This is a genomic window from Streptomyces dioscori, assembly GCF_003024195.1.
GTDB classification, from domain to species: Bacteria; Actinomycetota; Actinomycetes; order Streptomycetales; family Streptomycetaceae; genus Streptomyces; species Streptomyces dioscori.
Window position 1 is genome coordinate 438617 of record NZ_KZ679044.1, and the last position, 12930, is coordinate 451546.

Consider the following 12930-nt stretch of genomic DNA (forward strand, 5'->3'; position numbering starts at 1 on the left):
GCGAGCGGTCGGGGGTGCCTCCGGGGGCGGTACGGAGCACCCCCGGAAACTGTGTAGACTTGCTGACGTTGCAGATCGCACCATAGTTCTGGCAACGCGCCGCCTTAGCTCAGATGGCCAGAGCAACGCACTCGTAATGCGTAGGTCTCGGGTTCGAATCCCGAAGGCGGCTCTGTGGAAGCCTCAGGACTCACTCGCCGTGACCTGGGGCTTTTGCTTTTTTCCGGGGCTGGGGCGGGGAGAAGCGCGCTCGCCCTCCGTGCAGAGGCCGCACCCCATGGCTCCCTGGTGAGAGCGGGATCTCGGACAGGCCCTGTGGTGCGGGTCGGGGTCGATACTGGGAGACCTGGATGGCCTACGGGGACAGGGGGACGGGATGGCCGGCGGCCCAGTACTCGCACAGCTGCATTTCGGGCGTGAGGATGCCGAACGGGATGTGACCGAGGGGTTGTTGCTGCGGGGCGGGTTCGTGCCCAACGCCGCCTATCGGGGTGCTCTCAGCGGGCGGAAGATGTTGATCATCGGGCGCAAGGGGTCCGGCAAGAGCGCGATCTGCATGCAGTTGCTGGCGGACGGACCCGGTGGGCACAGGGGCGGCAAGATACTCGTCACGCCCGACGAGGCCGCGGGCGAGGAGATCCGGCGGTTCGAGTTGCAGGGGCTGCCCGGGGACTCGGCCAGGGCACTGATCTGGCGATACGTGTTTGCCGTGCACGCGGCCCGGCATCTGGTCGGCCACGCCAGGGAAGCGCACGGCAAGCGGCCCGACTCGGTGAAGGCGCTCGCCCGTTTTCTGAAGCAGAACGGGGAAGCGTCGGCCGGTGACCGGCTGGTGGACAGGCTGGCCCAGGGGGCGCGTGGTTTGCAGACCTCACTGTCGCTGGAGGCCTTCGGCGTCAAGGCGAGCGTCGATCTCGCGCAGTCCCCGTCCGAAGGAGCGCGGGCCGCGCGGCAGTTGGAAGTCGTCGAGCAGGGGGTGACGCGGGCCTTCACCGATCTGGGGTGCGGGGCGGGTCTGCATCCTCCGTTGCTGCTGATGGTCGACCAGCTGGAGCAGGTGTGGTCCGCCGAGCCGGACAGCAACTCCATGGTGATCGGACTGCTGCTGGCGGCCAAGCACGCGGCGAGTCTGTACGGGCGGTCGGTGCGTTTCCTGTTGTTCCTGAGGGCCGACATCTATGACTCGCTGTCCTTCGGGGAGGGCGACAAGTTCCACGGCGACGAACTGCGGATCGCCTGGACCGAGCGAGCCCTGAGGGACCTCGCGGTGGCCCGGGCGCGGGCCTCCGTCGGGGAGGAACTCGACGAGGAGCGGCTGTGGACCGAGCTGTTCCCGCAGACCGTGGGCGGGGAGGAGACCGCGAAGTACCTCTTCCGGCACTGTCTGCCACGGCCGCGCGACGCCATCCAGTTCCTCAACCTCTGCCAGGAGAAGGCCTGGCTTGAGCACCGGCGGGAGTGGATCACCGAGGCCGACGTGCGGCAGGCGGGCCGCCAGTTCTCGGAGTGGAAGCTCAAGGATCTGAGCTCGGAGTACCTGGTCGCGCACCCGTTCCTCAACCATCTGCGCCCGCTCTTCCAGAACACCGGCTACGTCGTCACGCGGGTCGCGCTCGCGCGTCGGTTCGAGGCGGCGGCGGAGACTCTCCACCATGATTTCCCCGCGTACGCCAACGCGCTGACCCTGCCCGGAGTCATCGACGTGCTCTACGGCGTCGGCTTTCTCGGGGTCCGGCGCGGGAACGACGTGGTGTTCGCGGGGGACGACGATCTGCCGGTCCAGCCCCACGAGACGGAGTTCCACGTCCACGCGTGCTTCAGGGCGGCGCTCGGCGCCACCAGGCCGTTCGACCTACGGCCCTACGAGGTGCAGTTCGCGGACGTGCAGGACACACTGGGCTACCCCAGCCCCGTGACGTCGGGGGGCACCCCTCGCAACCGTGACGACCGGCTGCTGCGGGAGCTGCGGCACTCCTGCCATTCCATCAGCGCGCAGGTCCACCGAGCAGTGGCTCTGTCGTGGGACGTCGGTGACGAGATCAAACGTCAGATCGGCCGGGTCAGCGACGACGCCAACCGCATTCCGGCGGGGGCCGCCGCGTCCGTCGGTGTCGACGTCGACGAGTACCTCCTCACCACCAGCCACTACTTCACCACCCTTGCCGCCCAGCTCATCGACAGCGGACTGGACGAGACCTCGGGCGTCAACGATGTCGCCCGGCGCATCGAGGAGGAGGCCCGGAGGCTGCGGCGCCTGGCGGGCGGGTCCTTCGGCAGTTCGGGGAGCTCCTGAGCAACCGCTGGTGTGCGTAGCGCGCGAGACGATTGGTGTACTTCCCGTGCGCGAGACCACTGATGTACTTGCCGCGCGAGATCGGGAATCGGGTCCGCGGGCGGGTGAAGGCGCCATACTCGTACGGGAGTTACGAGCCGTACCGTCGTGCGGCGGTGGTCGTCCGGCCACGGGGGAGGAGACTGGTGCAGGGCGTACTGCTCGCCGAACGGTTTCGCATCGGAGACCGGCTGGGCGCCGGTGGCTCGGGGCAGGTCTGGGCGGCTCAGGACGAGCGAATGCGGCGGGAGGTCGCCGTCAAGGTCGTTCATCCGCAGTACGGCATGAACGAGGCGGAGACGCAGGCCCGCTTCCAGCGTGAGGTGCAACTCGCGGGACGGCTCTCCCACCAGAACATCGTCACCGTGCACGACTGGGGCGAGGTGTCGGTCGACGGGCGCCCGACCCTCTTCCTGGTCATGGAACTCGTCCAGGGAATCTCCCTCCACCTGCGGTTGCGGCAGTCCACGCCGTCCTGGCCGCTCGCCGCCGGGTGGGCCGCGCAGATCGCGGAAGCGCTGCACGCCGCGCACCAGCAGGGCGTCGTCCACCGGGACATCAAGCCCGCCAACGCGTTGCTCAGGCCGGACGGGGCGGTGAAGGTTCTCGACTTCGGGGTCGCGAAGTTCATGGGCGACACCATCGGTGCCCGCGAGCTCACCGTCACGGGTGCCCCGCTCGGCTCGCCGTCGTACATGTCCCCGGAGCAGGCCGAGGGCGACCGTGAGATCGACCATCGCAGCGACCTGTACTCCCTCGGGTGTCTGCTCTACCACGCGGTGACCGGGCGGCCACCGTTCACCGGCACCAACCTGTGGGCCGTGCTTCGCAAGCACCTGGAGGCCGTCCCGGAACCGCCCGTCGCCCATGCCGCCGGTCTTCCCGCCCCACTGAACGACCTCGTCCTGGGCCTCCTCGCCAAGCGCCCGGCAGACCGTCCGGCGGACGCGGCCACGGTCTACGAGGCACTCAGCACCCTTCTCGTGGACCACGCCGCCACCGAGCCGGGCGCAAACCTGCTGGAGGCCGTGCAGCTGGGGCACAGTCACTCGGTGTCCGGGATGATCCTGAAACGGTCCTGGGAGCTTCTGGCGGAGGCTCGGGCGGCTCGGGCGGACGCTGCGCGGATCGTCACACAGGCCAAGCAGGTCGAAGCCGAGGCGATCCGGGAGGCCAAGCGCACCACCGCGCTGGTCAGGCGTGAACTGGGGGTTCTTCACCGGCGTAGCGAGGAGATGGACGCCAAGATCGAAAGGATCACCGCACGAGAGTTCGCCAAGAAGCCCCAGCCGCGCGAAGAGGACTACTACCTCGTCTTCAAGAAGTCGATCGACGGCAGCTACCCCACCTCCCTACAGTTCCGCGACGCAGTGGAGGAGACGTATGGCGTCCTTATGTCTAGCCGCGAGGCGGATCGCGTGGTCATGCGTTTCACCAACCGCCACACCGCGGAGCTGCAGGAAGACCACTTCGCGTAGCCGACGGGCGCCGGCGCGTAGCCGATGGGCGTCGGCAACCGGCTAGGACGCCAGAGTCGCCAGCGCCGGGCCGAACGCGATCAGAAGCGGGACCAGTGGGGCCAGTGCTGCGGCCGTCGTCGTTCCTCTGCGGTGGGAGCGGGTGAGGCGGGGCGGGGGGTCCAGGAGGCGTTCCACGCGTTGGTGGAGCAGGGGCCTGGGCGTGGCGCAGGAGAGGACGCCGCGGTGCTGGTTCAGCTCGATCAGGGCCAGCGCGGTCGTGAGGTGGCCGCAGCGGCGTGAGGCCGTGTCGTCGGCGGAGAGTTCGACGAGGCGGTGCGTCTGGTCGCGGAAGTCACGGAAGACCGGGATGCCCGGGAAGCCGCCGGCCAGGGCCTGCGAGAGATGCAGGAGCCAGTCGTGGCGGGCGCGGGCGTGGCCGAGTTCGTGCGCCTGGATGGCGTCCAGCTGGTGGTCGGTGAGACGGTGCAGGGCGCCCGTGGTGACGACGAGCTGGGACGGGTTGCCCGGCATCCACCAGGCGTCCGGGTACTCGTCCTCCAGCACGAGGAGCGGGCCGCGCGAGGTCGGCAGTCCGGCCGGCAGCTCCGGGGCCCGTTCGCGCAGGTGCTCGCGGCGCAGACGGCTGCGCCTGCGGGCCTCCGTCACCTCGCGGGCGAGCATCGCCGTGGTCCAGGCGGCGCCGCCGGCCAGCAGCAGCGTCAGCGCGGTGGTCCAGGGCGGGGCGGCGGCCAGGTCGTACGCCGCGGTCACGGACGGCGGCGCGGGCGCGAAGACATGGGCGCGGACCGTGTGGAAGACGGCGGAGGCGCTCAGCACGAGCGATGACAGACAGCACAGCAGGACCGTGGCGACCAGGCACTGCCACACCCACAGCGCGAGTACGGGTTCCCGCTCGGGCCAGGAGGCGCCGGTCAGGACGCGGGGCGCCACGACCGCGGCGGTCAGGGCGACGGCCGCCATCAGCATGAACGAGATGGTTACGGTCATGTCGTGGGCCCCTTCTTCCCCTCGGTGCGGCGGGTCATGGACACGCTACCGGTCGTCGGGCCCCCCGAGGCACTCAGCGGAACGACGGCCTGACGCGACGGCCTGGCACGACGGCTCGACGTGACGGAGCGCCGAGCGGCCGTGAGACGGCCGTGGCCCACATCCGTACAGAACGGGGAAGGCGAGATCCGTACAGAACGAGGAACGCGAGCCGGAACGCGCGCCACGACACCCTTAAGGCATCGCGTACTTGAGGAGTCCACAGCATGAACGGCTAGCATCGTTCTCTGATTGTCCGACGAGGTCGAGATCGGGGTGGGCGTCATGTCGGTTGGTCCGCGGATCGCGGTGGCCGTGGTGACGATGGGGACGCGGCCCGAGGAGGTCGACGCGCTGCTCGCCTCGGTGGCCAAGCAGGACGTCGCCCCCGAGCGGATCGTGATCGTCGGGAACGGCTGTCCGCTGCCGGAGTTCGCCGAGCGGCTGGGCCTGCCCGGTGAGGTCACCGCCATCGAGGTCGACGAGAACCTCGGCTGCCCGGGCGGCCGCAATGTCGCCCTGCGGCGCCTGCGGGAGTTCGGGGACGTGGACATCGTCGTCGAGCTGGACGACGACGGGCTGCTCATCGACCCCGATGTCCTGCGGACGGTACGGGACCTGTACGCCGTCGACCCGCGCCTTGGCATCGTCGGTTTCCGCATCGCCGACGAGAACGGCGAGACCCAGCGGCGCCACGTCCCCCGGCTCGGCGCCAAGGACCCCCTGCGGGGCGGCGAGGTGACCTGCTTCCTCGGCGGCGGCCACGCCCTGTCCATGGAGATGCTCGCGCAGACCGGGGACTGGCCCGCCGAGTTCTTCTTCGCGCACGAGGAGACCGATCTGGCGTGGCGGGCCGCCGACGCCGGCTGGACCATCCGGTACGAGCCCCAGCTGCTCCTCCAGCACCCGAAGACGTCACCCGCCCGGCACGCCATCTACTACCGCGTCACCGCCCGCAACCGCGTCTGGCTGGTCAGGCGCCGACTGCCCCTTCCGCTCATCCCCGTCCACCTGGCGGTCTGGATCGCGCTGACCCTCGTACGGACCCGGTCCGTCGGTGGGCTGCGGGCGTGGTTCGGCGGTTTCGTGGAGGGGCTGAGGGCGTCGGCCGGGGAGCGCCGGCCGATGCGTTGGAAGACCGTGTGGCGGCTTACGCGGCTGGGGCGGCCGCCCGTCATCTGAGGCGGAGGGGGTACCTCACACGTGCCTCACGTATGTCGCACGTATGCCGCACGTGTATCTCGCGGAACTTTCGGACCCGGTCGCGACGGCGACACTCCCCCGAGTCGCGGCGACCTACGACGCGACCTACGACGCCTACCGCGTGCCGGAGCGGCCGGATCCGACACGGTGATCACATCAGGCCACGCCAACCGATCGCTACATGGGACGAACGGTGCGGCGGGGCACGGAGATTCGCCCGAGGGCCGGCGGAGCGTCGGATTCCAGCCGCCCGACGCCGCCGACGGGGAGGGCGGACGGGTGGGCGGCGGCAGGACGCGGTCGGAACGGGAGGCCGGACTGCTCGGCCTGCCCGACACGTCCAAGTCCAAGTCCAGGTCCACGTCCACGTCCACGTCCGAGGCTCAGCCGCCTCTGCCCGGCGCGTCCACGTCCGAAGCCCTGGCCCCTTCGCTCGGCACGCCCACGTCCGTGGTGTCGGGCACTTTGCCCGGTGCCGCGCTCGGAGCTTCTGTCGCGGGTCCGTGCCGGTTGCGTTTCGGGCTGCTCGGGCCGACGGTCGTGTACGACGCCGGCGCCTGGCCCGGCCGGTCAGCGGCGCTGGACGTCGGCCTCTTCGAGGACCGGGTCGTGGCCGCCCGCGCGGCGCACGCGCGGCGCGACTGGGGGGCGGCTTCGGCCGAGGCCGTGGCGGCGCTCGCGCTGTGGCGCGGCACCCCGTCGGACGGCTGGGCCCCGGAGGCAGGCGGGATCTCCCTCGTCCAACGGCTGGACAAGGCACGGCTGTTCGCCCTGGAGTGCCGTTACGACGCCGACCTGGAACTGAGCGGGGGAGCGGCCGAACAGGGTGTACGGCTCTCCGGGCTCGCTCCCGAACTGGCCGCGCTGGTCGCCGAGTTCCCTCTGCGGGAGGCCTTCCACCGGCAGCTGATGCTGGTCCTGTACCGCACGGGCCGCCAGGCGGAGGCGCTGGCCGTCCGCCGTGACCTGCGCGGCAGGCTCGTCCGCGAACTCGGTGTGGAGCCGGGGAACGCGGTACGGGAGGCCCATCTGGAGATCCTGCGGGAGCCGAAGGGGGTGGCTTCGGGGGGCGGGCCCGCGGCGATCACCGCCCACCCTCGGACGCGAACCGCCGAAGGGGCCGCCGCCGGGCGGGTGGTTGCACCGAGGAGGCGTACGAGCAGTGGGAACTGGCCCTCGACGACCTCGACGACCTCGACGACCTCGACGGCACCGACAGCCCGGTGGTCGAGGAGCTGCGGGGCCTGCTTCTGAGCCGCATCGGCTGATCGCCCTGCACCGGGTGCGCGCCGCTCGGTGCGCTCACTTCGCGTCCGCGTAGCACTTCACCACCGCCGTGGTGAACGGGAACCGTACCGGCGTCTGTCCGAACGTCAGCCGTCCCGCCTCCTCCGCCGCCTCCCGGATGGCCTCGACCACCGCGTCGGCCTCCTCCTTCGGGCAGTGCACCATCACCTCGTCGTGCTGGAAGAAGACCAGCTCGGCCGCCATGTCCCGGCAGGTGCGCCGGAGTCCGGCGAGCACGAGAAGGGTCCAGTCTGCGGCGCTGCCCTGCACCACGAAGTTACGGGCGAAGCGGCCCCGGGCCCGGGAATTGCTGGACGCGTAACCGGGCACCCAGTCCTGGGCGCCCCCCGGCTCGGCCCCCTCACCCGGACCGCCGACCGGCCCGCCGGCCTCCTCGCTGTCCGGAATCCCCGCCTCCTCGCCCGAGGAGTCCGACCCCGCCGCCGGTGGGCAGGTGCGGCCCAGCCAGGTCCGTACGAGCCGGCCCTCCTCGCCCGCGCGGGCCGCGTCGTCCACGTACGCCACCGCCCTGGGGAAGCGGCGGCGCAGCAGCGCGAGGTTCTTCAGGCCGTCGCCGGACGTCTGGCCGTAGACCGCGCCGAGGACGGCGAGCTTCGCCTGGGCGCGGTCGCCGGAGAAGGCCCGGTCGGAGACGGCCTGGTAGAGGTCGCTCTCGCGGCCCGCCACCTCCATCAGACCGGGGTCGCGGGAGATCGCGGCCAGCACGCGCGGCTCCATCTGGTCGGCGTCCGCCACGACGAGCCGCCAGCCGGGGTCGGCGACCGCGGCCCTGCGTATGACCTTGGGGATCTGCAGGGCGCCGCCGCCGTTGGTCACCCAGCGGCCGGTGACGGTGCCGCCCGCCTGGTACTCCGGTCTGAACCGCCCGTCCCGCACCCAGTCCTGGAGCCACGACCAGCCGTGGGCGACCCAGATCCGGTACAGCTTCTTGTACTCGACCAGGGGCTTCACCGCCGGGTGGTCGATGGACTCGATCTCCCAGCGCCGCGTGGACCTCACCTTGATCCCGGCCTGCGCGAACGCCTTCACGACGTCCGCGGGCAGATCGGGCCGGACCCGGCGGCCGAACGCGGCCGACACCTCCTCCGTCAGCTCGGCCAGCCGCCGCGGCTCACCGCCGCCCGCGTACCGCTCGCCGAGCAGTTCGTGCAGCACCTCCCGGTGCACGTCGGAACTCCACGGCAGCCCCGTCTCGTTCATCTCGGTCGCCACCAGCGTGCCCGCCGACTCGGAGGCCGTCAGCAGCCGCATCCGCTCGGGCCGCGCGGTCGCGTCATGCCGTCGCTGCTGCTCCCCGTACACCTCGATGAGCTGGGCCAGCGATACGTGGCTGCCGGGGCCGGGGCGCGGCTCGAAGAGGGAGGACTGCGAGCCGGGCTCCGCGGAACGCTGCGGGGGATCAGGCGGTACGGGGCCGCCGTGCAGCCTGGCCAGGGCGGCGGCGGCCGAACGGGGTTCGCCGAGCCGTCCCTCGTGGCCGAGCAGGAGGGTCTCGGCGGCCTCCACGTCGTAACACCGCTCCACCCGGACGCCCTCGGCGCGCAGCCGTGGGTAGACCTCCGCCGTCGCCCGCCACACCCAGCGGGTGACGTCCGGCCGGGAACGGACGGACTCGGCGAGGTCCGGCTCCCGCAGGAGCGGGCCGGCGGGCAGCCCGTCGGGGCCGAGGGGGGCGAGCTCCGCGCCGCCGTCCTCGGTCGGCGCGAGGGCCCACCGTCCGGTCATGACGCGAGTCTCGCAGGAGGGTCTGACAATCCGGCCGCGCGCACGGCTTCCCGCCGGGGAGACCGGAGCCACCTGCTGGGCCAGATCCACCTGCTGGGCCGGGCCCACCTGCCGGGCCAGGCGCACCGGCCTAGTCGGGTGCGGGTCCGGTGGGGGTGGGTCGCGCAGTTCCCCGCGCCCCTGAAGGGGCGGTCGGGTGCGGGTTCGGTGGGGGTGGAGCGCGCAGTTCCCCGCGCCCCTTGAGGGGCGCGGCGGTGGGACCGGGGTCTACTGGTGGGGCTTCTTCAGTTGCTCCAGTGACTTCGTGATGTCTGCCTCGGTGGCTGCCTTGGTGACGCCGAGTCCGCTCAGCAGGCCCGTACCGGCCTCGTGCTCCAGGAGGGCGAGCAGGATGTGCTCCGTACCGATGTAGTTGTGGCCCAGGCGCAGGGCCTCACGGAAGGTGAGTTCGAGGGTTTTCTTGGCGTCGGCGTCGAAAGGGACGAGTGCGGGCATGGTCTCCGCGCGCGGCGGGAGGCCGGCGCTCGCGGCCTCCTGTACGGCGTCCAGGGCGACGCCCTGCGCGGTGATCGCCTTCGCCCCGAGGCCCTCCGGGTCGGCGATCAGGCCGAGGAGCAGGTGCTCGGTGCGGATCTGGTCGTTGCCCGCGGTCCTGGCCTCCTCCTGGGAGGCCACCACCACGTTCCTGGCGCGTGCCGTGTACCGGCTGAAGCCCTGGCTGGGGTCGAGGTCCGACTCGGCCTTCGGCACGAACCGCTTCTGGGCCGCCTGCCGGGTGACCCCCATGCTCCTGCCGATGTCCGTCCAGGAGGCGCCCGAACGCCGGGCCTGGTCCACGAAGTGCCCGATCAGATGGTCGGCCACGTCGCCGAGGTGGTCCGCGGCGATCACCGCGTCCTGGAGCTGGTCGAGGGCGTCTTCGTGGACCTTCTTGATGGCCTCGATGAGGTCGTCGAGGCGTACGGAAGTGGTGCCGCGTGGATTCGTGGTCATGTGTCAACCGTAGGTTGACGGTCCAGAGGTGTCAACCTCGCGTTGACAGTGCATTTCCGGATGACCATCGAGGGCCGTTCCGACGCCCCCCGGGCGGGCCTCCCGGCTACTTCGGGGACGCCACGAGCAGACGTACGGCCAGGCCCGTGAAGATCGTGCCGCTGAAGACGTTGAGCGCCCGGGCGACCCGGTGGCTGCGCCGCAGCAGGTCGGAGAGGCGGCCGGAGAGCAGCCCTACGGAGGCGTCGAAGACGAAGCCCATGACCACGATGGTGACGCCCAGGAGGAAGAACTGGCCCATCACATGGCCGAGTCCGGGGTTCACGAACTGCGGCAGGAACGCCACGTTGAAGAGGATCACCTTGGGGTTGAGCAGGTTGGTGACCGCCCCCTGCCAGAAGGCCCGCCGCCGGCCCGGACCGACGGCGGCGCCCTCCTCGACCGGCACCGAGCGGTCCCGGAACGCCTTGACCGCGAGGTACAGGAGGTAGGCCGCCCCGGCCCAGCGCAGTACGTGGTACAGCGTCGGCAACGCCGTGAACAGGGCGGACAGGCCCAGCATCGCGGCGACCGAGTGCACGAGCATCGCCGAGGCGACGCCCGCCGCGGCCATCACCCCCGTGACCGGTCCGCCCCGGCCCCCCATCGCCACGATGAACATCATGTCGGGGCCGGGGCTCACCACGAGCGCGAGCGCGGCGACCAGGAACGCCGCGTACAGAGAGGTGTCGACCATGGGTGCATGTTCGGGCCCACCGGCAGCAGGGTCGAGTGAATTTCACCCGCTGAGACGGCCGGCCACGCGCGCATCCGGGCCGGGGGAGGTCACCCGGCGGTTGCCCGTTTCCCCCATGACACGATCGACGCATGAGTAGTACGTCCTCCACGGTGGAGCGCGCCTTCGCGGCCGCCCTCTACGCCGACTCCGACGCGGCCCTCGACACCGGTGCCTCCCTGCTCGCCGCCGACCCCGCCTCCGACGCCGAACTCGCCCGTCGTGGCGAGGAGTTCGTCGCGGCGGCCTGGCGGCGCGGCTGGCAGCCCGCGGACGTCGTACGGATCGTGCGGCGGGAGCTGGACGACGTGCACGAACGCCTCGCGGCGGAGCTGGTCCTCGCCGAGGCCGCCCGGGACCGGACGGCCCGGGGCCCACGCTGGACGGCGCAGCTTGCCGAGCTTGCCGAGCAGGCCGAGTCGAACCGCTCCGGCCGCCCCGACCGCCTGGACCGTTTCCAGTACGCGACCGCCGCCCTGGAGCTGTACCGGCTGCTGCTGCGCCTCCCCACCCTGGAGCCGCTGGACGCACATGCATCCCATGCATCCCAGACCCCCCGGGCGTCCGAAGGCTCCACCGTCCCACGGGACACCCGCATGCTCACCCGTATCCGCGCGCTCCTCGCCAAGGCGGAGGCGACCGGGTTCCCGGAGGAGGCGGAGGCGCTGAGCGCGAAGGCGCAGGAGCTGATGGCGCGGCACAGCATCGACGAGGCGCTGCTCGCGGCGCGTACGCATGCCAAGGACGCGCCCGGCGCCTGCCGGATCGGCGTGGACCCGCCGTACGAGACCGCCAAGGCCGTCCTCCTCGACGCGGTGGCGGGCGCCAACCGTTGCCGCGCGGTGTGGAACGAGGCTCTCGGGTTCTCCACCGTCGTCGGCTTCGAACCCGACCTGGAGGCGGTCGAACTCCTCCACACCTCACTCCTCGTGCAGGCCACGGCCGCGATGACCAAGGCGGAGGCGGCTCAGCGCGCGGGCGGCAGGAAGCGTACGAAGTCCTTCCGGCAGTCGTTCCTCGCGGCGTACGCGCACCGCATCGGCGACCGGCTGGCCGAGGCGGCCGAGGGGCAGGTGACCGCCACGGCGGGGGAGTTGCTGCCGGTCCTCGCGGCGCGCGACGTAGCGGTCACGGACGAGACGGAACGCATGTTCCCCGACACGGTCACGACCCGCCTGCGCGGAGTGTCCGACGAGGCAGGCTGGCACGAGGGAGCCGCAGCAGCGGACCGGGCCCAGGTCAACCCCCGCACACGACTGCAAGGCCCCTGACCCCGACCCCGTAAGGGGCGCGAGGAACGGCGCGCTCAGCCCCCACCGGCCGCCGGCCGCACCGCGACGCCAAGCCCCGGCCCCGTAAGGGGCGCGAGGAACGGCGCGGCCGGCCCCCACCGACCGCCGGCCGCACCGCGACGCTCAGTCCCCGTCTGCCGCAGCGCAGCGTGCAGCCCCACCGGCCGGTGCACGCACCGCGAGGCTCAGTCGCCCGTCCGCTGCAGCGGAGTGACCGACGCGTCCGGCTCGCCGCCACCGCCCGCGCCCCGAAGCGCCACCTCGCCGTACTTCCACGCGAAGGACAGCTCACCGTCGGCCCCCGGCAGAGTGAACTTCGCGGCCGTCACCGCGGCGGCCTTCTCGGCGTCCCCCGCGGGCCCGCGTACGTACGTGATCGTGAAGCCGACCGTCTCGTCCTTCTTCACCGTCAGCTTCTCCGCCACCGCGGACTTCTCCGGAGCGACGGACAGCGCGGTGCCGCCGACGTCCAGGCCGACGGTCGGGAAGCCCTTCAGCGTGCAGTCGGCTCCGGAGCCGTTCGTGAGGCTGACGGAGACGGTCCCGGTGTCGCCCGCGGCCGGGGCCTCGCTGGCGACGACCTCCTGGGCGAGCCCGTCGGCCGCACAGGCGGACGAGGAGGCGTCCTTCTTGGAGCCGCTGCTCTTGTTGTCACCGCCGCCACCGTCGTCGCCGCCACAGGCGGTCAGGGTCAGGGCGAGCGTCGCCGCGAGGGCGGTGACGGCGATCGGCAGGGTGCGCATGGATGTCCTCAAGCCTCAGGGTCGTACTGCTGCTGATGGTGAAGCGGGTACC

Annotated in this window: 11 protein-coding genes and 1 tRNA gene; 7 read left to right on the top strand and 5 right to left on the bottom strand. The window is 71.7% G+C overall.

All coding sequences use genetic code 11. The features are described 5' to 3' along the window. Positions 1-98 precede the first annotated feature (98 nt). The 3 genes from C6Y14_RS20495 (at position 99) to C6Y14_RS20505 (ending at position 3810) form a co-directional block, all read left to right on the top strand. Positions 99-172: transfer RNA gene (locus C6Y14_RS20495), tRNA-Thr, on the top strand. Between the two features lie 204 nt (positions 173-376). Further along, positions 377-2293, top strand: a complete 1917-nt coding sequence (locus C6Y14_RS20500; RefSeq protein ID WP_107018172.1) for a P-loop ATPase, Sll1717 family — start codon at positions 377-379, stop codon at positions 2291-2293. A 185-nt stretch (positions 2294-2478) separates the two neighbouring features. Then, entirely contained in the window at positions 2479-3810 is a 1332-nt protein-coding gene (locus tag C6Y14_RS20505) for a serine/threonine-protein kinase (protein ID WP_107018173.1), read from the top strand. Positions 3811-3852: 42 nt separating this feature from the next. Here the strand turns inward: C6Y14_RS20505 and C6Y14_RS20510 are convergent, their stop codons facing one another. Next, complete coding sequence (locus C6Y14_RS20510; RefSeq protein ID WP_107018174.1) at positions 3853-4800, bottom strand: M56 family metallopeptidase; 948 nt, start codon at positions 4798-4800, stop codon at positions 3853-3855. A 324-nt stretch (positions 4801-5124) separates the two neighbouring features. Between C6Y14_RS20510 and C6Y14_RS20515 the strand changes: the two genes are divergently transcribed. The 3 genes from C6Y14_RS20515 (at position 5125) to C6Y14_RS45880 (ending at position 7296) form a co-directional block, all read left to right on the top strand. After that, a complete protein-coding gene (locus tag C6Y14_RS20515; protein ID WP_107018248.1) occupies positions 5125-6021 on the top strand; it encodes a glycosyltransferase family 2 protein in 897 nt (298 codons plus the stop codon). A 43-nt stretch (positions 6022-6064) separates the two neighbouring features. Next, positions 6065-6193 (top strand): hypothetical protein, encoded by a 129-nt coding sequence (locus tag C6Y14_RS45530; RefSeq protein ID WP_263973080.1) that lies wholly within the window; start codon positions 6065-6067, stop codon positions 6191-6193. A 128-nt stretch (positions 6194-6321) separates the two neighbouring features. Beyond that, positions 6322-7296, top strand: a complete 975-nt coding sequence (locus C6Y14_RS45880; RefSeq protein WP_199854787.1) for an AfsR/SARP family transcriptional regulator — start codon at positions 6322-6324, stop codon at positions 7294-7296. Positions 7297-7344: 48 nt separating this feature from the next. On the opposite strand, the gene C6Y14_RS20525 is transcribed toward C6Y14_RS45880, so the two are convergent. From C6Y14_RS20525 to C6Y14_RS20535, 3 genes are all read right to left on the bottom strand, one after another. After that, positions 7345-9075: a bifunctional 3'-5' exonuclease/DNA polymerase gene (locus C6Y14_RS20525; RefSeq protein ID WP_107018175.1), complete on the bottom strand. Its 1731-nt coding sequence runs from the start codon at positions 9073-9075 to the stop codon at positions 7345-7347. 267 nt (positions 9076-9342) lie between these two features. Then, on the bottom strand, positions 9343-10068 hold the full coding sequence (locus C6Y14_RS20530; RefSeq protein ID WP_107018176.1) for a Clp protease N-terminal domain-containing protein: 726 nt from the start codon (positions 10066-10068) through the stop codon (positions 9343-9345). 106 nt (positions 10069-10174) lie between these two features. Beyond that, on the bottom strand, positions 10175-10804 hold the full coding sequence (locus C6Y14_RS20535; protein WP_107018177.1) for a LysE family translocator: 630 nt from the start codon (positions 10802-10804) through the stop codon (positions 10175-10177). A gap of 131 nt (positions 10805-10935) precedes the next feature. Between C6Y14_RS20535 and C6Y14_RS20540 the strand changes: the two genes are divergently transcribed. Beyond that, a complete protein-coding gene (locus tag C6Y14_RS20540; protein WP_107018178.1) occupies positions 10936-12114 on the top strand; it encodes a DUF2786 domain-containing protein in 1179 nt (392 codons plus the stop codon). A 206-nt stretch (positions 12115-12320) separates the two neighbouring features. On the opposite strand, the gene C6Y14_RS20545 is transcribed toward C6Y14_RS20540, so the two are convergent. Continuing rightward, on the bottom strand, positions 12321-12878 hold the full coding sequence (locus C6Y14_RS20545; protein ID WP_107018179.1) for a DUF4232 domain-containing protein: 558 nt from the start codon (positions 12876-12878) through the stop codon (positions 12321-12323). Positions 12879-12930 lie beyond the last annotated feature (52 nt).